This window comes from Streptomyces sp. ADMS (assembly GCF_033441795.1).
In the GTDB taxonomy this organism is placed as follows: Bacteria; Actinomycetota; Actinomycetes; order Streptomycetales; family Streptomycetaceae; genus Streptomyces.
In genome coordinates, this window is sequence record NZ_JAVFVX010000013.1 from 1 (window position 1) to 21,513 (window position 21,513).

A 21,513-nucleotide genomic window follows, 5' to 3' on the forward strand; every position below is an offset into this window, starting at 1 on the left:
CGATCTGTGACAGCGTGGGAGACGATCTCCCCGGAGGGGGTCATAGTCGCTGGTCACAGAGTCCCGTCGGTGCCCCGGTTGGTGCGCCGGTGGGTCGGTGGGGCAGTCAATGAGCCGGTTGGTCAGTCAGGGGGCGGTGGGTCTGTGGGTCGGTGGATCAGCCACTCGGCCAGGTGGTGAGCCGGTGGGCAAGTGGGCTGGTGAGTCAGTGGGCCGGTGAGCCAGTGAGCTGATGTACCAGTTGGCAGGTGAGCAGGTGAGCAGGTGAGCAGGTGAGCAGGTGAGCAGGTGAGCAGGTGGTTTGGTGGATCAGTCCGCGAGGCGGTTGGCCAGCCCCAACCATCCCTGGCTCAGTGGCTCAGCCGATGAGCGGGTGAGTCAACAAGCCACTGATCCCCGGGCCCAGGCCCGAGGGGCGATCCGGAGTGTCCCTGCACAGGCCACCTTGATGTCGGATTTCCGCCAGCCCCGGCCCGGCCCATCGCCGATGCTGGACGTATGCGGAACGCGATGCACACCGACACCGAGCGCTGCGTACGTGCCGTCCGGTCCAAGGACGCGCGCTTCGACGGCTGGTTCTTCACGGCGGTCCTGACCACCCGCATCTACTGCCGGCCCAGCTGCCCCGTGGTGCCGCCCAAGCCCGAGAACATGATCTTCTACCCGAGCGCGGCGGCCTGCCAGCAGGCGGGCTTCCGGGCCTGCAAGCGGTGCCGCCCGGACACCAGCCCCGGTTCACCGGAGTGGAACCAGCGGGCCGACCTCGTGGCCCGCGCCATGCGGCTGATCGGCGACGGAACCGTGGACCGCGAGGGCGTCCCGGGTCTCGCCGCCCGCCTCGGCTACAGCACCCGCCAGATCGAACGGCAACTCCTCGCCGAACTGGGCGCGGGACCGCTCGCTCTCGCCCGCGCCCAGCGCGCCCAGACCGCGCGGCTCCTTGTCGAGACGACCGAGCTGCCCATGGCGGAGATCGCCTTCGCGGCGGGTTTCTCCTCGATCCGCACCTTCAACGACACCGTCCGTGAGGTGTTCGCCCTTTCACCGAGCGAACTCCGCGACCGCCTTCCGAAGGAACGTACGCGCGCCGGTGCTGGGGGCGCGGCCGTCAGTGCACCGGGCGCGCTGAACCTTCGCCTCCCCTTCCGCGCCCCGCTGAACCCCGACAACCTGTTCGGCCACCTCGCCGCGACCGCCGTGCCCGGCGTGGAGGAATGGCGCGACGGCGCGTACCGCCGGACCCTGCGCCTCCCGTACGGGCACGGCATCGCCGCCCTCACCCCGAAGCCCGACCACATCGCGTGTCGCCTCACCCTCAGCGATCTGCGCGACCTGCCCGTCGCCATCAGCCGCTGCCGCCGGATGCTCGACCTGGACGCCGATCCGGTCGCGGTCGACGAGCAGCTGTGTACGGATCCGGTGCTGGCGCCACTCGTCGCGAAGGCCCCGGGCCGACGCGTTCCCCGGACGGTCGACGAGGCGGAGTTCGCCGTACGGGCGGTGCTCGGTCAGCAGGTCTCGACAGCCGCCGCCCGTACCCACGCGTCCCGTCTCGTCACGGCGCACGGTGACCCGGTCGACGATCCGGAGGGCGGCCTCACCCATCTCTTCCCGACCCCACAGGCACTGGCCGCCCTGGACCCCGAGTCCCTGGCCATGCCTCGCACCCGGCGGACCACATTCACCACCCTCGTCAGCCAACTTGCTGACGGAGTCATCCACTTGGGCGTCGAGAGCGACTGGCCGGAAGCCCGAGCCCGGCTCCTCGCCCTCCCCGGGTTCGGCCCCTGGACGGTCGACGTCATCGCGATGCGTGCCCTCGGTGACCCCGACGCGTTTCTCCCGACAGACCTCGGAATCCGGCGCGCGGCCCAGGAGTTGGACCTCCCCTCGACGCCGGCCGCGCTCACCGCCCGTGCGGCGGCCTGGCGGCCGTGGCGGGCGTACGCGGTCCAGTATCTGTGGGCCACGGACAGCCACCCGATCAACTTCCTCCCGGTGTAAGGATGTCAGGACAGCAGTGAAACAGCACACGGTCATCGACAGCCCGTACGGCCCCCTCACCCTCGTAGCCGACGACGGAGCCCTCTGTGGCCTCTACATGGTCGACCAGCGACACCGCCCGCCCCAGGAGAACTTCGGTGTGCGCGAAGACACACCCTTCGGTGAGTCGATCGACCAGCTGAAGGCATATTTTCAGGGCGAGTTGAAAGAGTTCACCATCGAACTCCGCCTGTCGGGAACGCCGTTCCAGCGCAGCGTCTGGGAACAGCTGTGCCGCATCCCGTACGGCGAGACCCGCTCGTACGGCGAACTCGCCGACGCCCTCGGTAATCCGAAGGCCTCCCGTGCCGTGGGCCTCGCCAACGGCAGGAACCCGGTCGGCATCATCGTGCCGTGCCACCGGGTGGTCGGCGCCGACGGCGGCCTCACCGGGTACGGCGGCGGGCTGGAGCGCAAGCAGCGGCTGCTGGACCTCGAACAGGGGTCGGCGTTCCTCCAGGCGTGACGCCGGGACCCCGGCCCGTCGATGGGGAGTTCTTCCGATCCGGAAGGAGGCGGCGTGTCCGTATGCCGGAGTCGGTCGAGACGCCCGCGTCGCTGCGGGTCCCGGAGTTCGGGGCGGCGACTGGTGAACGGAACCTTTGGCCGTGGCCGTCGCCGGGGTCGAGACCGTAGCCGCCGTACCGGAGTACGCACACGCGCCCGGTGTTAGTGTCTGCGCATGGCAGCCAAGGTCTCCGTGTCCCTCGACGCCGAACTCGTCGTCGAAGCCATGGTGCTCGCCGGCGTCGGGAACCCCCAGGACGCCGTCGAGCTCGTCGTGCGGGACTACATCGCGCGCGGCCACCGTACGGAGGCCCGGGTCGCCGAGCGCGACGACGCGCTGCGTGCGGCGGGCGATGTGAAGCCGCCGGACGTACAGGGCTGAACCGCGGCCCGGGGCTCCTCAGGCCGCCCGGTTCCCGTTCTCCAGCTCCACCGTTCCCGCGCCCTGCGCCAGTACATCGAGGGCGTGCAGGACCCGGCGGCCAAGGGAGCCCTGCAGATAACCGGCGAGATCCTCGCGCGGTACGAGCCGCCACGACAGCAACTCCTCCTCCTGCAGCCTGATCGACTTGAGTTCGTCCTCGTCCAGAACGCCACCGTCGTAGAGGTACGCCACCAGCGGCGGGCGGCCCGCGCCGTGGGTCCAGTCGACGGTCAGAAGGCGGCCGGGTTCCCGGTCGAGGCCGATCTCCTCAAGGGTCTCCCTGTGCGCGCCCTGGCGTGGGGTCTCCCCGTCGTCCGACTCGATCGTGCCGCCCGGAAGAGCCCAGCCCTCACGGTAGTTGGGCTCGACGAGCAGGACCCGCCCGTCGGCGTCACGGAAGAGCGCGGCGGCGCCGGCCAGGACACGGGGCAGGCCGGCGATGTACGTGGCGAAGTCTTGGATGGTCATCCGGGAAGCGTAACCAGGGGAGAAGACCGGGATACGTCCGTCGGCGTTCCGTCACACCTGCGGGTGGCCCAACCGAACGGTCCGCTCCGCCAGTTCACTGATGCGCGCACCGTCGAAGCCGAACACCGCGCTGCGTACGGTGTCCTCCAGCGGGTCCGTCCACTGGCTCGGGATCGCCTCCGCGCCGCACAGCACGCCGGCCACCGACCCCGCCGTCGCGCCGTTCGAGTCGGTGTCCAGGCCGCCCCGGACGGTCAGCGTGATCGTGCGGGTGAAGTCGCCGTCGCCGTACAGCAGCCCGGCGGTGAGGACGGCGACGTTCGGCACTGTGTGGATCCAGCCGAGCCCGGCGGTCTCCACGGCGACCGTACTGAGCGTGTCCTCCCAGGTCAGCTGGGTCTCGTGCAGCGACACGACCCGGCGCACGGTACGGGCCAGACGGCTGCTCGCCGGGATCACCGTCAGCGCCGTGTCCAGGGCGCGGCGCACAGTGGGTGCCGTGAACGCCGCCGAGATCAGTGCCGCCGCGAACATCGCCCCGTACACGCCGTTGCCGGTGTGCGAGAGGACGGCGTCCCTGCGGGCCAGGTAGGCGGCGCGGTGCGGGTCGTCCGGGCAGGTCCAGCCGTAGATGTCGGCGCGGATCAAAGCGCCGATCCACTCCTGGTACGGGTTGTCGTACGTGGCGGTCAGCGGAGGCCTGAGACCGGCGGCGAGGTTGCGATAGGCGGCGCGTTCCGCCGTGAACGTCTGGAGGAACGGCAGCCGCAGCAGCCACAGCTCGCCCACCTGCTCGGTGCTGAAGTCGAAGCCGTACGTCTCCAGCAGGTCGAGGCCGAGGATCGCGTAGTCGACGTCGTCGTCGCGGCAACTGCCGTGGATGCGGCCACGAACGCACTGACGCCACTCCGGGCGCAGTTGGAAGCCGTCGGGCCCGTCGTCCCCGTCCTGGGTGCCGGCCGGCGGCTCGGGCAGATAGTCGGTGAGCGGCAGGGCGCCGGTGCGCCGCAGATAGCGGTCGATGCGCTCGCGCGTCCAGTAGTCGCCCCGCTCGACCGGTTTGCCGAGCATGTTGCCCGCGATCCGGCCCAGCCAGCCCCCGAGAACGCGGTCGGCGTGTCCGGTGGCGGTGCCCAGAGAGGTCATACCTTCGGTCTACCACCATGGGCGGTCGGAGGTGCCCTGACTGTGAGCGGCCGGGAAGGCATGACCAGGCGGGCCTCCTCCGGTTAAGGTCGCAGCGGCGCGACTGCCCTGACGTGTACGGGGCCGGAAAGCAAGGGGAGTGCAAAGTGGCGGACGCTTCGGATACGGCGAGTGTGACGGGTGCGCGGACGGCTCGGGTGCTGATCGCTGCCGACAAGTTCAAGGGGTCGCTGACGGCCGTACAGGTCGCCGAGCGGGTGACCGCCGGGCTGCGCAGGGCCGCTCCCGGGGTCGAGGTCGAGGCGTTGCCCGTCGCCGACGGTGGCGACGGGACCGTGGATGCCGCGGTCGCCGCCGGATTCGAGCGGCGTGAGGTACGGGTCGCGGGGCCGCTCGGGCACGAGGTGACGGCCGCGTTCGCGCTACGCGGCGACACCGCCGTGGTGGAGATGGCGGAGGCGAGCGGGCTGCAGCGGCTGCCCGCGGGAGTTTTCGCACCGCTCACGGCATCGACGTACGGCTCCGGAGAACTGCTGCGGGCCGCGCTGGACGCGGGCGCGCGCACGATCGTCTTCGGGGTCGGCGGCAGCGCCACGACCGACGGGGGAGCCGGCATGCTGTCCGCGCTCGGCGCCCGCTTCCTGGACGCCGACGGCGAGCCGGTGCCGCCCGGGGGCGACGGGCTGGACGGCCTCGCCACCGCCGACCTCTCGGGCCTCGACGCCCGCCTCACGGACGTCGATCTCGTGCTGGCCAGCGATGTGGACAACCCGCTGACCGGGCCGACGGGCGCGCCCGCGGTGTACGGCCCGCAGAAGGGCGCCTCCCCGGACGACGTGGCCGCCCTGGACGAGGCTCTGGCGCACTACGCGAAGATCCTGGAGACGGCGATCGGACCGAAGGCCGCCGAGTACGCCGCCGCGCCGGGTGCCGGCGCCGCCGGCGGCATCGGCTACGGTGCCCTGGTCCTCGGCGCCCGGTTCCGGCCAGGCATCGAGGTCATGCTCGACGTCCTCGGCTTCGCGGCCGCCCTGGACCGCGCCACGCTGGTGATCACCGGCGAGGGCTCCCTCGACGAGCAGACCCTGCACGGCAAGGCCCCGGCCGGCGTCGCCGCGGCGGCACGGGCCGAGGGCCGCGAGGTCGTCGCGGTCTGCGGACGCCTCGCCCTGCGCCCGGAGGCACTGGGCCGGGCAGGCATCCGGCGCGCGTACCCCCTGACGGAGATCGAGCCCGACATCGCGAAGTGCATCGCCGACGCCGGGCCGATCCTGGAACGGGTCGCGGAGAACATCGGACGGGACTTCCTGGTCTGACGCCGAGGGCCGAGTCCCTCGCGGCGTCAGCCGCTCCCGGCCAGCCGTGCGGCCTCCTCCGGCGCGCCCGCCGGCCCCGACAGGCGGTACGCGTCCAGCGCCAGCGTCATCTCGATCAGATCGCGCGGCCTGGCCAGTGACCTGGACGTCAGCTGTTCCAGCCGCCGCAGCCGGTTGAAGACCGTGTTGCGGTGGCAGTACAGCCGTCCGGCCGCCTGTCCCGCCGACCCCTCGCAGGCCAGCCACACGTCCAGCGTCTCCAGCAGCACCTCCCGGTCGGCGGGTTCCAGCCCGAGGAGGGCGCCGAAGACGGCCGAGACCAGCCGGTTCGCGAGTTCCGGCTGGCTCACCACCAGGGCTGTCGGCATCCGTCGATCCAGGCGTACGACCTCGCTCGCGTCCGGCGGGCAGGTGCGCAACGCCAGTTCGGCCAGTCGCCGGGCCCGCCCAAGTTCGGCCAGCCCCGGTACGACGGGACTGATCCCGCCCGCCCCCGAGCACCGCCCGCTCAGCGCCTGCGCCACCGCGTCGAGCCCCTGGTCGGGCTCCAGCAGCACCACGCCCAGCTCCCGGTCTGCCCGCATCCGCCACACGAACCGGTATCCGGCACCCCGTAACGGCCGGTGGAAGGCCTCCCGGGGGTCCCGCCGCTCCGCCCGCAGCACCACCACCGCGTACGCGCCCCGCTCCGGCAGATCGAGCCCCGCCGCGGCCCTGGCCGCCAGCCCCGGCGACTCCTGGCCGTCGAGCAGCGCGTCCAGCAACGCCTGCAACTGCTCGTCCGTGCGCCGCCGCAACTCCATCTCGGTCGCCCGGTACGCCTCCGACGCCACCGCCGCCTGCGCGTCGATCGCCGACCACACCAGGGTCGCCGACCGCATCAGCACGCCGAGCCGCTCCGGTTCCTGGCCGCCCGCGCCCTCCAGCAGCGCGTCCCAGACCAGATAGCCCGCACTCCGGTACGCGTGCACCAGCAGTTCCAGCGGCAGCCCCTGCTGGGCGCGAAGCCGGCCCGTGTCCTCCGCGTACTCCAGATCGCGGCGCGGGGAGCCCCGGGGCGCGGAGATCGTCCCGATGCCGATCCGCATCGCCTCCTCAGCCTCCCGCCACTGCTGGTCGGGCGGGAGCACCTGGCCGTAGACGGGGGAGTACTCCGTCAGTTGCCGCACATGCTCGTCCACCAGCTCCGGCACCCGTTCCAGCAGTGCCGCGCAGGACTCGGCGAGCACCTGCCAGTCATGACCCGTACGCCTTCTGCGCGGTCCCATGAGCGGAGGATGCCATCTGCCGCGCCTCTTCGGCAGGCCCCTGACACGCAGCGTTGTGCACGCGCACAACGGGCGGCGGGGTCCTCTGGTCACCGGCCACGTTTCAGTGGGGTTTCGGCCGCGACCCGTGGACGGACGCCCGCCCCGGTGCTGGGCTGAGCGCCACACCGGACGTGTGTGCGGGAGGAGAAACGCCATGGGCGGTGGAACAAGGGGATCTCCGGGCGGCTCCGCGGGTGGTTCCGGAGGCAGTTCTCCGGGCGGTGCCGATCTCGTCGTACGGGACCTGTCGGTCGGGTACGGGCCCGTTCGCGCCCTGCGTCAGGTGTCGCTGGAAGTGCCCGAGGCGGCTGTCGTGACGGTGCTGGGCGGCAACGGTGCCGGCAAGTCCACGCTCCTGCGCGCCATCAGCCGCACCCTCTCCTTCCAGGGCGGGGCGACGACCGGCGGCACCGTCACACTCGGCGGGCGCCGGATCGACGGGCTCGCCCCCGACCGGGTGGTGGCCGCCGGGGTGTCCCAGGTGCCGGAAGGGCGGCGGGTGTTCGCCCGGATGACCGTCGCCGACAATCTGCGCGCCGGAGCTCTCGGTGCGAGCGGCGGACGTGCGGAACGGACCGCCGCCCTGCGCCGCGTGCACGAACTGTTCCCCGTCCTCGCCGACCGCGCCCAGCAGCGCGCCGGGCTGCTGTCGGGCGGCGAGCAGCAGATGCTGGCCGTCGGCCGTGCCCTCATGGCCGCCCCCAAGGTGCTGCTCCTCGACGAGCCGTCGCTGGGCCTGGCCCCGCTGATGGCCGCGCGCATCGCGGACACCGTGCGCGAGATCAACGCCCAGGGCACCTCCGTCCTGCTCGTCGAGCAGAACGCCGCCCTGGCTCTTCGGCTGGCCACCCACGCGTACGTCCTGGAGGTCGGCGAGGTCACCCTCTTCGGCCCCTGCGCCGAACTCGCCGCCTCCGACGAGGTGCGGCGCCGCTATCTGGGCGTGGTGGACGAGGACGCGGCGGCGGACGCGGCAGGCGCGATGGAGGCAGCCGGGGCAACAGGGCCGACGGGAGCGACGGGTGGAGCGGGCGCGCCCGGGCTGACGCACTCCATGCCGAGGCTGACCAGATGGGAGGGTTGATCCAGATTGTCCAGAGTTGACGGACCGGCGTCCACCATTGACGCCCACGTTCCCTCCCTCAACGTTGACCACCTCACCGTCCGCTTCGCCGGCCTCCTCGCCCTCGACGACGTCACCTTCACGGTCCACCCCGGCACCGTCCACGCCCTCATCGGCCCCAACGGCGCGGGCAAGTCCACCTGCTTCAACGTCCTGTCCGGTGTCTACCGGGCCACCTCCGGCAGCGTCCGATTCGGCGAGCACGAGCTGACCGGCATGCCCCCGCACCGCATCGCCGACCTCGGCGTCGCCCGCATCTTCCAGAACCTCGCCCTCCCGCCCCACGCGACTGTCGAGGACAGCCTGCTGCTCGGCCGACACCGGCTGACCAGGACCGGCTTCGTCGCCGCCGGCCTGCGGCTGCCGTCGGCGGTGCACGAGGAACGCAGGCACCGCGCGCGCGTGCGGGAGATCGCCGAGTTCGTCGGCCTGGAGAAGTACCTGGGACGCCCCGCCGGCTCCCTGCCCTACGGGCAGCAGAAACTCGCGGAACTCGCCCGGGCCCTGTGCATGGAGCCAAGGCTGCTGCTCCTCGACGAACCGGTGGCCGGGATGACCGCCGACGAACGGCGCCGGGTCGCCGCCGTCATCGCCGGCGTCCGCGACAGCCTCGGCATCTCGATCGTCCTGGTGGAACACGACATGGGGGTGGTGATGAGACTCGCGGACACGGTCACGGTCCTGGACTTCGGCCGGCTGATCGCGGACGGGGCTCCGGCGGACGTACAGAACGACCCGGAGGTCGTACGGGCCTATCTCGGTGAGGAGGCCACACCGTGAGCACCTTCGCCGAACTGCTCCTCAACGGCATCTCCATGGGCAGCGTCTACGCCCTCATCGCCCTCGGATTCGTGGTGATCTTCCGGGCCACGGAGGTCGTCAACTTCGCGCACGCCTCCCTGCTGCTCGCCGGCGGCTACGTCACCGCCACCCTCCACGACGACATCGGCTTCTGGCCCGCGCTGCTGGCGGGCATCGCCTCTGCCGCGCTCGTCGGCGCGGCCGTGGAGTTCCTGGTGATGCGCCGCGCCCGGGGCGGCGACCACAGCGTGCTGGCCATCGTCACCATCGGCGTCGACATCCTGCTGACCACCGAACTCACCCGCCGCCTGGGTACGGACGTCCTCGCGCTCGGCGACCCCTGGGGTGACGCCGTCCTCAGCCTCGGCCCGATCTCGCTCGCGCACACCCGCATCGCCGCCTTCGTCGCCGCGGCCCTGCTCATCACCACCTTCCTGCTCGCCTTCCGTTACACCACCTGGGGCGTGGCGATGCGCGCGGCGGCCGAGAGCACGGAGACGGCCGCCCTCATGGGGGTCAGGCTGGGCCGGGTATCGCTCGGCGCCTGGGCCGTCGCGGGCGGACTCGCGGCCGTCGCCGCCCTGTTCCTCACCGTCTTCCCGACCCCGGGCCTGGAACGGGCCACTTCTCTGGCCGCGCTCAAGGCCTTTCCGGCCGCCATCCTCGGCGGCCTCGACTCCACGACCGGCGCCCTCGTCGGCGGTCTGGTGGTCGGCGTCACCGAGTCCCTCGCCACCGGATACCAGAGCGACCTGGCCTTCATGGGCCGCGGCCTCGGAGACCTCGCGCCCTATCTGGTCATGGTCGCGATCCTGCTCGTCCGGCCCGCCGGGCTCTTCGGCACGAAGGAGCTGGCCCGTGTCTGAAGCACCCGTGTCCGACGCCCCCGCCCGTACGGAACCGCCGCCCCGTGGACTCCGCGGTGCTCTCCGCCTGCCCTCGAACTCGCATACGTACATCGGGATCGCGGGCACCCTCCTGCTGCTCGCCCTCCCGTTCTACCTCGACCGCTTCTGGCTGCAGGCCGGCCTGTTCGCCATGGCCGCCGCGATCGGCGCCATCGGCATCAACCTCCTCACCGGCGCCACCGGCCAGCTCTCCATGGGCCATGCCTTCTTCCTCGCGGTCGGCGCCTACAGCTACTGCGTGTTCGCCGCGGACGGGGGCGACGGGCTGACCGGGCTCGGGCTGCCGACCTGGCTCGCGGCCGTGCTGGCCACGCTGGTCGCGGGGGCCGCGGGCGGCCTGTTCAGCCCGATCGCGGGCCGCCTGCGCGGCCCCTACCTGGGTATCGCCACCATCGCCCTGATCTTCATCGGCCAGCACGTGCTGTTCAACGCCCGCGACCTCACCGGCGGCTTCAACGGCCGTGACGTACCGCCGCTCAGCCTCTTCGGCCTCACCTTCGACGAGAGTGAACTCCTCGTCGCGAACGTGCCGTTCGGGTCCGCGGAGAAGCTCTGGTACGCAGGACTCGTCCTCCTCCTGGGCTGCGCGCTGTTCGCCCGTGGCGTCCTGCGAGGGCGGCCCGGACGGGCCATGAACGCCATCCGCGACCACCGCATCGCCGCCGGGGTGATCGGTGTGCCCGTGGCCCGCTACCGTGCCGGCGTCTTCGTCCTGTCGTCGATGTACGCGGGGCTGGCCGGCGTCCTGCTCGCCCTGGTCTTCCAGCGGACGGTGCCCGACTACTTCGGCTTCACACTCTCGCTGGAGTACCTCGCCATGATCGTCATCGGCGGGCTCGGCTCGGTCTCCGGGGCGGTGATCGGCGCTGCCTTCGTCTCGCTGCTGCCGCAACTACTGACCCGCTACAGCGACGCCCTGCCCCTGGTCTCCGCCCCGGGCACGGGCGGGATCGCACCGGGCGAGGCGTCCCGGTACCTGTACGGCGCCGCCATCGTGGCGGTGGTGCTCTTTCTGCCGGGCGGGCTGGTCAGGGTGGCCGCCCGGCGCCGCGTCACACGCAATCCAGGGGAGGAAAGATGACCACGAGATACGCGGCCCGAACCGCTGCGGGCGCGCTCGCCGTGCTGCTGACAGTGGCCGGGTGCAGCTCCAAGGCCAAGGACGACGACGGGGGCGACAACGGCTCCGCCTCGGCGGGCGGAGTCAAGACCGATGTGGGCGTGTCCGCCAAGACGATCACGGTCGGTGTGCTCACGGACATGACCGGGGTCTACGCGACCCTCGGCAAGAGCGTCACCCAGGCCCAGCAGCTGTACGTGAAGCAGCTGAACGCCTCCGGGGGCGTGTGCGGCCGACAGGTGAGCCTCACCGTCCGAGACCACGGCTACGACCCGCAGAAGGCCGTCTCCGGCTATACGGAGCTGGCACCGAAGGTGCTGGGCTTCGCCCAGTTCATCGGCTCGCCGTTCGTCGCGGCGGTGAAACAGCGCGTCGACGGCCAGGACAAGGTCCTCGTGCTGCCGCAGGCGTGGGCGGACTCGCTGCTCGGCAGTCCGTACATACGCGTGATCGGATCGACGTACGACATCGAGACGATCAACGCGGTCGACTTCCTGATCAAGGAGAAAGGGATCAAGAAGGGCGACAAGATCGGTCATGTCTACTTCGAGGGCGACTACGGGGAGAGCGCCCTGGTCGGCGCCAGGTACATGGCGAAGGAATCGGGGCTGACGGTCGTCGAGCAGAAGATCAAGCCGACCGACAACGACATGACCGCCCAGGTCGCCGCGCTGAAACAGGCGGGCGTCAAGGCGATCGTGATCAGTGCGGGCCCGCGCCAGGCCGCCTCGCTGGTCGGTGTGGCCGCCGCCGGCGGCTTCAACGTCCCGGTCATCGGCAACAACTCCGCCTTCGCCCCGCAGCTCCTGGCCACCCAGGCGGGCCCGGCCCTGTCCAAGAACTACTGGGTCGCCTCACCGTCCCTGCCCATCGGGGCGGACACCCCGGAAGCGCAGAAGCTCGTGACCGACTACCAGGCCGCGTACCCGAGCGACTCGCTGGACAACGGAGTGGTGGCCGGCTGGACGGCGGCCTCCGTCTTCGGCGAGGCACTGAAGAAGGCCTGCGCGAACAAGGACCTCACCCGTGAGGGTCTGGACAAGGCCCTGCTGACGATCAACGCGTTCGACGCCGGCTTCGGCAGCCCGCAGGACTTCACCGACCCGAAGGCCGCTTCCTCCAAGGAGAGCGTGATCCTCCAGCCCGACAAGAGCGTGACGGGAGGCATGAAGGTCGTACGGGAGCCCGAGGCGTCGTCCGTCGCGGTGGGCTACTCGCCCGCCGAGTGACCCCCAACCCGCCGTACGCGCAACGCGGAGGGCCCCGAACCGTCAGGTTCGGGGCCCTCCGTACAAGCGCATCGCACGACCGCTACGGCAGCTGTGCCGCCCGTGCCTCACGGCGGTTGCCGCGGAAGTTGTTCACACGGCGGGCCGTGGCGAAGAGCGGGATCACCGCGCCCAGGACGAGCTGCAGGGCACAGCCGGTCTGGAGGAGGAGCTGGCCGCCGGGGGCGTCGAAGGCCCAGGCAGCGAGGAGACCCATGCCGGAGACGATCCAGGCGATCATCGCCACCGCGAGCGGACCCCGCGGCTTCGGGTACTCGACGCGGCTCACCATCAGCCAGGCGGTACCGACGATGGCCATGAGCGTGGCCACGAACGGCAGCTCCAGGAGCACGATCGAGACGACCGTCAGGGCGCCGAAGGGACTCGGCATGCCCTGGAAGGTGCCGTCCTTCACCGTCACGCACGAGAATCTCGCGAGCCTCAGCACCACCGCGAGCAGGACGACGATCGCGCCGACCGCGGCCACTCTCTCGTACGCGTCGGTCGCGACCATGCCGTACACCAGCACGAAGTACGCCGGTGCCAGACCGAAGCTGATCAGATCGGAGAGGTTGTCCAGCTCGGCGCCCATGGGGGAGGAGCGCAGCTTGCGGGCGACCAGACCGTCGAACAGGTCGAAGACCGCCGCGCAGAGCATCAGGATCACCGCGGTCGCCGCCGAGTGACGGGCCATGCCCGACTCGTCACTGCCGGTGAGGTGCGGGATCAGGATGCCGGTGGTGGTGAAGTACACCGCCATGAAGCCACAGGTGGCGTTGCCGAGGGTGAGGGTGTCCGCTATTGAGAGGCGGAGAGAAAGGGGCATCTCCTCCTCGTCGTCACCCACCTCGTCGGCCTCCGGCACCCACTGGGTCTCGGGATCAATCACGGTCAATGCGAGTCACCCCTGCCACCGTCTTCTGGCCGACCTCGACGTCGACCTCGACACCCTCGGGGAGGTAGATGTCGACGCGGGAGCCGAAGCGGATCAGGCCGATCCGGTCGCCCTGCTCGACCTTCGTGCCCTGCGGGACGTACGGGACGATGCGGCGAGCGACCGCACCGGCGATCTGGATCATCTCGATGTCACCGAGCTCGGTGTCGAAGTGCCAGACAACTCTCTCGTTGTTCTCGCTCTCCTTGTTGAACGCCGGAACGAACCCGCCGGGGATGTGCTCGACGGACGTCACCGTGCCGGAGAGAGGCGCGCGGTTGACGTGTACGTTGAGCGGGCTCATGAAGATCGCGACGCGGGTACGGCCGTCCTTCCACGGCATGATGCTCTGCACCACGCCGTCGGCGGGAGAGATGACCCGGCCCGCGGTGATCTCGCGCTCGGGGTCGCGGAAGAACCACAGCATGCCCGCCGCCAGCGCGGTGGCGGGCACGGCCACGGCCTTGGCGGCGCCGGACTTGCGCGCGCGTACCAGGCTGAGGGCTGCGGTGGCGACTGTCGGGAGGAGCCACGGCGATGCTCCGCGCGCCAGGCGTACGCCTGCCAGGCTGTCGCGAGGTGCAGAGGTTTGGCTGTGGGGCATGGATGACCTTCGTAGCGGATGATGCCGCGCTGTATCAGGGGACGGCGGCTTTCCGGCGATCGTAGCGGCTCACAGCCACAACTGGGTAAGCCAGGAAGCCGAGTCGGCGGCTGAAGCGTACTGACGGGGTGTGATCTTCTTCTCGAAGAAAACACCCCGAAACGGACAATCAGCCCTGGAATCGATACTCTTCGAGCAACCTTCGCCCGATGATCATTTTCTGGATCTCGGCGGTACCTTCGCCGATCAGCAGCATCGGGGCCTCGCGGTAGAGGCGCTCGATCTCGTACTCCTTGGAAAAGCCGTAGCCGCCGTGGATCCGGAAGGCGTCCTCCACGACCTCTTTGCAGTACTCGGAGGCGAGGTACTTCGCCATCCCTGCTTCGAGGTCGTTTCGCTCCCCGGAATCCTTTTTGCGTGCCGCGTTCACCATCATCGCATGAGCGGCCTCGACCTTGGTAGCCATCTCGGCCAGCTTGAACTGGATCGCCTGGTGCTGGGCGATCGGCTTTCCGAAAGTGTGCCGTTGCTGGGCGTACTGGACGCCCAGCTCGAACGCACGCTGAGCGACCCCGCAACCACGCGCCGCCACGTTGACGCGGCCCACCTCGACACCGTCCATCATTTGGTAGAACCCCCGGCCGGTGGCCCCGCCGAGAACGCGATTGGCCGGAATCCGCAGGTCGTCCATGATGAGTTCGGTGGTGTCGACGCCCTTGTACCCCATTTTGTCGATCTTCCCCGGGATGGTGAGGCCGGGCCGGACCTCTCCGAAGCCGGCCTCCTTCTCGACCAGGAAGGTGGTCATCGACTTGTGGGGGGCGGTCCCCTCCGGGTGTCCTTCGTCACTTCGGACGAGTACGGCGACCAGATTGGACGTTCCGCCGTTGGTCAGCCACATCTTCTGGCCGTTGAGGACGTACTCGTCGCCGTCCTGTACGGCCTTGGAGGTGATGGCCGAGACGTCGGAGCCCAGCCCCGGCTCCGACATCGAGAAGGCGCCCCTGATGTCGCCCGCCGCCATCCTCGGCAGGAAGTGGTCCTTCTGCTCCTGCGTGCCGTGCTGCTTGAGCATGTACGCCACGATGAAGTGCGTGTTGATGATCCCGGAGACCGACATCCAGCCGCGCGCGATCTCCTCGACGCAGAGCGCGTACGTCAGAAGCGACTCGCCCAGACCGCCGTACTCCTCGGGAATCATCAGGCCGAACAGGCCCAACTCCTTGAGGCCGTCGACGATCGCCTGCGGATACTCGTCGCGGTGCTCCAGCTCGGTCGCGACCGGGAGGATCTCCTTGTCCACGAAGTCCCGGACGGTGGACAGGATCTCCCGCTGGATGTCGGTCAGACCGGCGGTCTGGGCGAGTCGCGCCATGGCTACTTCTCCTGCTCCTTGAGCTGGGGGCGGCCGGGCTGCTCGCCGCCGCGCTCCTTGATGTACATCTCGGTGGGGACCATCACCTTGCGGCGGAACACACAGACCAGCGTGCCGTCCTGCTTGTAGCCCTTGGTCTCCACGTGGACGATCCCGCGGTCGTTCTTCGACCGGGAGGGCGTCTTGCCGAGGACCGTCGTCTCGCCGTAGATCGTGTCGCCGTGGAAGGTCGGCGCCACGTGCTTCAGTGACTCGACCTCCAGGTTCGCGATCGCCTTGCCCGACACGTCCGGCACGGACATGCCCAGCAGCAGGGAGTAGATGTAGTTCCCCACGACGACGTTCTTGCCGAAGTCGGTCGTGTTCTCCGCGTAGTTGGCGTCCATGTGGAGAGGGTGGTGGTTCATCGTCAGGAGACAGAAGAGGTGGTCGTCGTACTCCGTGACCGTCTTCCCGGGCCAGTGCTTGTAGACCGCCCCGACCTCGAACTCCTCGTAGGTGCGTCCGAACTGCATGGTGCTCAGGCCTCCGGGGCTTCGAACTTCGACGTGCGCTGCATACCGGCCGCCCGGCCCTTGCCCGAGATGACCAGCGCCATCTTGCGGCTGGCCTCGTCGATCATCTCGTCGCCGAGCATCGCGGAGCCCTTCTTGCCGCCGGCCTCGGACGTGCAGTAGTCGTACGCGTCCAGGATCAGCTCGGCGTGGTCGAAGTCCTCCTGGGAGGGCGAGAAGATCTCGTTGGACGCCTCGACCTGGCCCGGGTGCAGCACCCACTTGCCGTCGAAACCGAGGGCGGCGGCACGCTGGGCGACCGCGCGGTAGCCCTCGACGTTGCGGATCTGCAGATAGGGGCCGTCGATCGCCTGGAGGTTGTTGGCGCGGGCGGCCATCAGGATCTTCATCAGGATGTAGTGGTAGGCGTCCGCCGGGTAGCCGGGCGGCTGCTCGCCCACGACCAGCGACTTCATGTTGATCGACGCCATGAAGTCGGCCGGGCCGAAGATGATCGTCTCGACGCGCTGGGACGCCGTGGCGATCTCGTTGACGTTGTTCAGACCCTGGGCGTTCTCGATCTGCGCCTCGATGCCGATCTTGCCGACCTCGAAGCCCATCGTCTTCTCGATCTGGGTGAGGAGCAGGTCCAGCGCGACGACCTGCTGGGCGTCCTGGACCTTCGGCAGCATGATGCAGTCAAGATTGGGGCCCGCGCCCTCGACCACCGTCACGACATCGCGGTACGTCCACTCGGTCGTCCAGTCGTTGACGCGCACGACCCTCGTCTTGCCCGTCCAGTCGCCCTCGTTGAGGAACTTGACGATGGTGTGCCGCGCCTCGGGCTTGGCGAGCGGGGCGCACGCGTCCTCCAGGTCCAGGAAGACCTGGTCGGCAGGCAGACCCTGGGCCTTCTCCAGGAAGCGGGGGTTGCTTCCCGGGACCGCCAGACAGGAGCGGCGGGGACGCAGACGGTTGACGGTCATGCGGGGACCTCCAGGGGATCGAGCTTGTGCGCTTTGCGGATCTCGTCGACGATACGGCCGATGATCCCGGTGATGTCGAAGTCCTTCGGGGTGAAGACCGCGGCCACTCCCGCGGCCCTGAGCTGCTCGGCGTCGGCCTTCGGGATGATCCCGCCGGCGATCACCGGGATGTCGGCCGCGCCGGCCTCGCGCAGCCGTTCCAGGACGTCCGGGACGAGCTGGGCGTGCGAGCCGGACAGGATGGACAGGCCGACGCCGTGCACGTCCTCGGCGATCGCCGCGTCGACGATCTGCTCCGGGGTGAGCCGGATGCCCTGGTAGACCACCTCGAAGCCGGCGTCACGGGCCCGTACGGCGATCTGCTCGGCACCGTTGGAGTGCCCGTCCAGACCCGGCTTGCCCACCAGGAAACGGAGCTTGCCGACGCCCATCTCCTGCGCCGTGACCTCCACCTTGCGGCGCACCAGCGCCAGTGCGGTGCCCTCCCCGGCGGCGACCGCGACCGGCGCGGACGAGACACCGGTCGGCGCCCGGAACTCCCCGAACACCTCGCGCAGGGCCCCGGCCCACTCGCCGGTCGTGACCCCGGCGCGGGCGCACTCCAGGGTGGCCTCCATGAGGTTGTCGGTGCCCTTCGCGGCCTCCTTCAGCCGCTCCAGCGCCTTGCAGGGGCGTGGGTGGTTGAAGGGCGGCTGATAGCGCGTGTCGCGCCAGCCCCGGAGCGCCGACGTCACCCGGGCCTCGACGGCCGGGTCGACCGTCTGGATCGCCGCGTCGAGGTCGGCCGTGAGCGGGTTCGGCTCGGTCGACTCGAAGATGTTGACGCCCACGATCTTCTCCTGACCGGACTCGATACGGGCCCGCCGCTCGGCGTGCGAGGCAACGAGCTGCGACTTCAGATACCCCGACTCGACGGCGGCCATCGCGCCGCCCATCTCCTGGATGCGGCCGATCTCGGCGAGCGACTCCTCGACCAGCTCGGCCACCTTCGCCTCGACGACGTGCGACCCGGCGAAGATGTCCTCGTACTCCAGCAGGTCGCTCTCGTAGGCGAGCACCTGCTGCATCCGCAGCGACCACTGCTGGTCCCAGGGCCGGGGGAGCCCCAGCGCCTCGTTCCAGGCGGGGAGCTGGACGGCACGCGCGCGTGCGTCCTTCGACAGGGTCACCGCCAGCATTTCGAGCACGATCCGCTGGACGTTGTTCTCCGGCTGCGCCTCGGTCAGCCCGAGGGAGTTGACCTGCACGCCGTACCGGAAGCGCCGCTGCCTGGGGTTCTCGATGCCGTACCGCTCGCGTGTGACCTGGTCCCAGATCCGCCCGAACGCCCGCAGCTTGCACATCTCCTCGACGAACCGGACGCCGGCGTTCACGAAGAAGGAGATACGGGCGACGACGTCACCGAACTTCTCGGCGGGCACCTGCCCCGAGTCCCGTACGGCGTCCAGCACCGCGATGGCCGTCGACATGGCGTACGCGATCTCCTGGACCGGGGTCGCCCCCGCCTCCTGGAGGTGGTAGCTGCAGATGTTGATCGGGTTCCACTTGGGGATGTGGTTCACCGTGTAACAGATCATGTCCGTCGTGAGGCGGAGCGAGGGTACCGGGGGGAACACGTGTGTGCCCCGGGACAGGTACTCCTTGACGATGTCGTTCTGGGTGGTGCCCTGGAGTGTGGTGATGTCGACACCCTGCTCCTCGGCGACGACCTGATAGAGCGCCAGCAGCCACATGGCGGTGGCGTTGATCGTCATCGAGGTGTTCATCTGGTCCAGGGGGATGTCCTGGAACAGCCGGCGCATGTCACCGACGTGCGAGACAGGTACGCCGACCCGGCCGACCTCGCCGCGGGCGAGGATGTGGTCGGGGTCGTACCCGGTCTGGGTCGGCAGGTCGAAAGCCACCGACAGACCTGTCTGGCCCTTGGCGAGGTTGCGCCGGTACAACTCGTTGGACGCCTCGGCCGTGGAGTGACCGGCGTACGTGCGCATGAGCCACGGCCGGTCCCTTTCCTTCTGCGTCTTCGCCCGAGGGCGCTCTTCGCCGGTGGGCGCGGACGCGGACTGACGCTCAGTCATCGATGACCTCCGGCCCTCAGATGTTCCGGAAGCGGTTGATGGCGTCGATGTGCTGGGCGCGCTTCTCCTCGTCGCGCACACCGAGGCCTTCCTCGGGGGCCAGGCACAGGACGCCGACCTTGCCCTGGTGGAGGTTGCGGTGGACGTCGTACGCGGCCTGCCCGGTCTCCTCCAGGGAGTACACCCTGGAGAGCGTCGGGTGGATCTTGCCCTTGGCGACCAGCCGGTTGGCCTCCCAGGCCTCGCGGTAGTTGGCGAAGTGGGAGCCGATGATCCGCTTCAGGGACATCCACAGGTAGCGGTTGTCGTACTCGTGGTTGTAGCCCGAGGTGGAGGCGCAGGTGACGATCGTGCCGCCCTTGCGTGTGACGTAGACGGACGCGCCGAAGGTCTCGCGGCCGGGGTGCTCGAAGACGATGTCGACGTCCTCGCCGCCGGTCAGCTCACGGATGCGCTTTCCGAAGCGCTTCCACTCGCGAGGGTCCTGATTGTGCTCGTCCTGCCAGAACTTGTAGTCCTCGGCGTTGCGGTCGATGATCGCCTCGGCGCCCATCGCCCGGCAGATGCCGGCCTTCTGCTCGCTGGAGACGACGCAGATGGGGTTGGCCCCGCCGGCCAGCGCGAACTGCGTGGCGTACGAGCCGAGTCCGCCGCTCGCGCCCCAGATGAGGACGTTGTCGCCCTGCTTCATCCCGGCGCCGTTGCGCGACACCAGCTGCCGGTACGCGGTGGAGTTGACCAGCCCGGGTGCGGCGGCCTCCTCCCAGCTCAGGTGGCCCGGCTTGGGCATCAGCTGGTTGGACTTGACGAGGGCGATCTCGGCGAGTCCGCCGAAGTTGGTCTCGAAGCCCCAGATGCGCTGCTCGGGGTCGAGCATCGTGTCGTTGTGCCCGTCCGACGACTCCAGCTCCACCGACAGACAGTGCGCGACGACCTCGTCGCCGGGCTGCCAGGCGTTGACGCCGGGGCCGGTACGCAGGACGACGCCCGCGAGGTCCGAACCGATGATGTGGTACGGCAGGTCGTGGCGCTTGGTGAGCTCGCTGAGCTTTCCGTAGCGCTCCAGGAAGCCGAAGGTCGACAGCGGCTCGAAGATCGACGTCCAGACCGAGTTGTAGTTCACCGAGGAGGCCATGACGGCCACCAGGGCCTCGCCGGGGCCGAGTTCCGGCACCGGGACGTCGTCCAGGTGGATCGACTTGCGGGGGTCCTTGTCGCGGGTTTCGAGGCCCGCGAACATGTCCGTCTCGTCCTTGTGCACGGTGATCGCACGGTACGACTCGGGGAGCGGAAGAGCGGTGAAGTCGGCCGGAGTCGAGTCCGGCGACTGGATCGCGTCCAGGATGTCCTTAACGGTCACGGTGTTGCCTCCGGCGAATGGCGTCTTGAGGGGAGACGCTGAGGGTTACGTCGGTGCTGCTGAGGGTTGGGTGAGACGTGCCGTCGGTTCGGCGGGTGGTGCTTCGGCAGCGCGTGGTGGCGCGGGAGGTTGCCTGTGACGCAGGCGTCCGGGCGCGCAAGCACGTGGTTTGCGGGGACAGCCGGCGTACGAATGGTCTCTGCACGCCGGCCGCCCGGACACCTTCAAGGTATGGCACCCCGTGTCAGGTGACAAGGCACTGGGTGCCAGAAAGTGGCCTCAAATGAAATCTTTACGTAACAAATGAGCGATGATCGATCAAATGCTACTGGGGAGTAGTGGTCGCGGGGCGCAAAGAGGCGGGCCGCAGTCGCCGCGACCCGCCTGTTCCCCCGTGCGTCTCTCCCTACGACCGTTCCTTCAGTGCCTGCTCGATGGTCCGCATCACCTCGTCGAGGGGCGCGTCGGTCCGCGCCACCGCCACCAGCACTTCCCCCTGTGAGGTCACCGAGGCAGGCGCCGTCCGGGGCGCGGTGTCCCGCCCCGCGCCGATGCCCGTCACGAAGGTCTTCCGTACGATCCCGAAAGCGTGGTCGAGCTGGGCCTCGACGTCGCCCTGGCCGCCCGCCCGCAGCCAGCGCCGCAGGACGTGGTTGTGGGCGGTGACCACCGCCGACGCGGCGACCTCGGCCAGTAGTGGGTCGTCGTTCGCGTCGTCGTCATGGGCGTGCTCGTCGAAGTGGCCCAGGAGGTAGCGGGTGAAGAGACGTTCGTAGCGGGCGACCGAGGCGATCTCCGCCTCCCGCAGGGTGGGTACCTCGCGCGTCAGCTTGTAGCGGGCGACCGAGATCTCCGGCCGGGCCGCGTACATCTTCATGACTTCCTTGATGCCGCGGCACACGGTGTCCAGCGGATGCTCGTGCGCGGGCGCCGCGTTGAGCACCGCCTCCGCCCGGATCAGCGTGTCGTCGTGGTCCGGGAAGATCGCCTCTTCCTTGGAGCGGAAGTGCCGGAAGAAGGTGCGGCGGGCAACGCCGGCCCGGGCCGCGATCTCGTCGACGGTGGTGCCTTCGTAACCCTTGGCCGAGAACAGCTCCATCGCCGCGGCCGCCAGTTCTCGGCGCATCTTGAGACGTTGGGCGGCGGCGCGGCTGCCCGCGGCACTTTCCGGCGCATCGGGCGTGGCTGGGGTACGCAAGGACCTGGCGGGCTGGGACATGACCCGAACGTACTGCATGTGCGCAGGGT

General features: G+C 69.8%; 20 protein-coding genes. 9 read left to right on the forward strand and 11 right to left on the reverse strand.

What is annotated here, in order from left to right; translation table 11 throughout:
- Positions 1-510: 510 nt before the first annotated feature.
- From RB628_RS08510 to RB628_RS08520, 3 genes are all read left to right on the forward strand, one after another.
- Positions 511-2,004: an AlkA N-terminal domain-containing protein gene (locus RB628_RS08510; RefSeq protein WP_412180618.1), complete on the forward strand. Its 1,494-nt coding sequence runs from the start codon at positions 511-513 to the stop codon at positions 2,002-2,004.
- A 16-nt stretch (positions 2,005-2,020) separates the two neighbouring features.
- The gene (locus RB628_RS08515) at positions 2,021-2,509 is read left to right on the forward strand and encodes a methylated-DNA--[protein]-cysteine S-methyltransferase (RefSeq protein WP_318319697.1); all 489 of its coding nucleotides are present in this window, start codon (positions 2,021-2,023) and stop codon (positions 2,507-2,509) included.
- 216 nt (positions 2,510-2,725) lie between these two features.
- Entirely contained in the window at positions 2,726-2,932 is a 207-nt protein-coding gene (locus tag RB628_RS08520) for a DUF2191 domain-containing protein (protein ID WP_318319698.1), read from the forward strand.
- 18 nt (positions 2,933-2,950) lie between these two features.
- Here RB628_RS08520 and RB628_RS08525 read toward each other — a convergent pair whose 3' ends face one another.
- On the reverse strand, positions 2,951-3,442 hold the full coding sequence (locus RB628_RS08525) for an NUDIX hydrolase (RefSeq protein ID WP_318319699.1): 492 nt from the start codon (positions 3,440-3,442) through the stop codon (positions 2,951-2,953).
- A 51-nt stretch (positions 3,443-3,493) separates the two neighbouring features.
- Complete coding sequence (locus RB628_RS08530) at positions 3,494-4,588, reverse strand: ADP-ribosylglycohydrolase family protein (RefSeq protein ID WP_318319700.1); 1,095 nt, start codon at positions 4,586-4,588, stop codon at positions 3,494-3,496.
- Between the two features lie 197 nt (positions 4,589-4,785).
- Here RB628_RS08530 and RB628_RS08535 point away from each other — a divergent pair, with 197 nt between their 5' ends.
- Positions 4,786-5,904, forward strand: coding sequence for a glycerate kinase (locus RB628_RS08535; protein WP_318319787.1), 1,119 nt, complete (start codon positions 4,786-4,788; stop codon positions 5,902-5,904).
- A gap of 26 nt (positions 5,905-5,930) precedes the next feature.
- Here RB628_RS08535 and RB628_RS08540 read toward each other — a convergent pair whose 3' ends face one another.
- Positions 5,931-7,172, reverse strand: coding sequence for a helix-turn-helix domain-containing protein (locus tag RB628_RS08540; RefSeq protein WP_318319701.1), 1,242 nt, complete (start codon positions 7,170-7,172; stop codon positions 5,931-5,933).
- A gap of 196 nt (positions 7,173-7,368) precedes the next feature.
- Here RB628_RS08540 and RB628_RS08545 point away from each other — a divergent pair, with 196 nt between their 5' ends.
- Genes RB628_RS08545 through RB628_RS08565 form a run of 5 tightly spaced genes read left to right on the forward strand, consistent with a single transcriptional unit; the run spans position 7,369 to position 12,395 of the window.
- Positions 7,369-8,298 carry an ABC transporter ATP-binding protein gene (locus tag RB628_RS08545; protein WP_318319702.1) on the forward strand — a complete coding sequence of 310 codons (930 nt, stop codon included), beginning with the start codon at positions 7,369-7,371 and terminating at the stop codon, positions 8,296-8,298.
- A 6-nt stretch (positions 8,299-8,304) separates the two neighbouring features.
- Positions 8,305-9,117, forward strand: coding sequence for an ABC transporter ATP-binding protein (locus RB628_RS08550; RefSeq protein ID WP_412180615.1), 813 nt, complete (start codon positions 8,305-8,307; stop codon positions 9,115-9,117).
- Positions 9,114-10,004: a branched-chain amino acid ABC transporter permease gene (locus RB628_RS08555; protein ID WP_318319703.1), complete on the forward strand. Its 891-nt coding sequence runs from the start codon at positions 9,114-9,116 to the stop codon at positions 10,002-10,004. The genes RB628_RS08550 and RB628_RS08555 overlap by 4 nt, the downstream gene beginning before the upstream one ends.
- Positions 9,997-11,127: a branched-chain amino acid ABC transporter permease gene (locus RB628_RS08560; protein ID WP_412180616.1), complete on the forward strand. Its 1,131-nt coding sequence runs from the start codon at positions 9,997-9,999 to the stop codon at positions 11,125-11,127. The genes RB628_RS08555 and RB628_RS08560 overlap by 8 nt, the downstream gene beginning before the upstream one ends.
- Positions 11,124-12,395, forward strand: coding sequence for an ABC transporter substrate-binding protein (locus RB628_RS08565; RefSeq protein ID WP_318319704.1), 1,272 nt, complete (start codon positions 11,124-11,126; stop codon positions 12,393-12,395). Before RB628_RS08560 ends, RB628_RS08565 begins: the two co-directional genes overlap by 4 nt.
- Positions 12,396-12,477: 82 nt before the next feature.
- Here RB628_RS08565 and pssA read toward each other — a convergent pair whose 3' ends face one another.
- The 8 genes from pssA to RB628_RS08605 all read right to left on the reverse strand — a co-directional run bounded on the left by pssA (position 12,478) and on the right by RB628_RS08605 (position 21,484).
- Positions 12,478-13,299, reverse strand: coding sequence for a CDP-diacylglycerol--serine O-phosphatidyltransferase (pssA, locus tag RB628_RS08570; RefSeq protein WP_318319790.1), 822 nt, complete (start codon positions 13,297-13,299; stop codon positions 12,478-12,480).
- 16 nt (positions 13,300-13,315) lie between these two features.
- Positions 13,316-13,972, reverse strand: coding sequence for a phosphatidylserine decarboxylase (locus tag RB628_RS08575; protein ID WP_318319705.1), 657 nt, complete (start codon positions 13,970-13,972; stop codon positions 13,316-13,318).
- 169 nt (positions 13,973-14,141) lie between these two features.
- Positions 14,142-15,347: an acyl-CoA dehydrogenase family protein gene (locus tag RB628_RS08580; RefSeq protein WP_318319706.1), complete on the reverse strand. Its 1,206-nt coding sequence runs from the start codon at positions 15,345-15,347 to the stop codon at positions 14,142-14,144.
- Between the two features lie 2 nt (positions 15,348-15,349).
- Complete coding sequence (locus tag RB628_RS08585; protein WP_318319707.1) at positions 15,350-15,862, reverse strand: MaoC family dehydratase; 513 nt, start codon at positions 15,860-15,862, stop codon at positions 15,350-15,352.
- A 5-nt stretch (positions 15,863-15,867) separates the two neighbouring features.
- The gene (locus tag RB628_RS08590; RefSeq protein ID WP_318319708.1) at positions 15,868-16,827 is read right to left on the reverse strand and encodes a CoA ester lyase; all 960 of its coding nucleotides are present in this window, start codon (positions 16,825-16,827) and stop codon (positions 15,868-15,870) included.
- Complete coding sequence (locus RB628_RS08595; protein WP_318319709.1) at positions 16,824-18,905, reverse strand: protein meaA; 2,082 nt, start codon at positions 18,903-18,905, stop codon at positions 16,824-16,826. Before RB628_RS08595 ends, RB628_RS08590 begins: the two co-directional genes overlap by 4 nt.
- 16 nt (positions 18,906-18,921) lie before the next feature.
- Positions 18,922-20,265: a crotonyl-CoA carboxylase/reductase gene (ccrA, locus tag RB628_RS08600; RefSeq protein WP_318319710.1), complete on the reverse strand. Its 1,344-nt coding sequence runs from the start codon at positions 20,263-20,265 to the stop codon at positions 18,922-18,924.
- Positions 20,266-20,671: 406 nt separating this feature from the next.
- Positions 20,672-21,484, reverse strand: coding sequence for a TetR family transcriptional regulator (locus RB628_RS08605; RefSeq protein WP_318319711.1), 813 nt, complete (start codon positions 21,482-21,484; stop codon positions 20,672-20,674).
- Positions 21,485-21,513 lie beyond the last annotated feature (29 nt).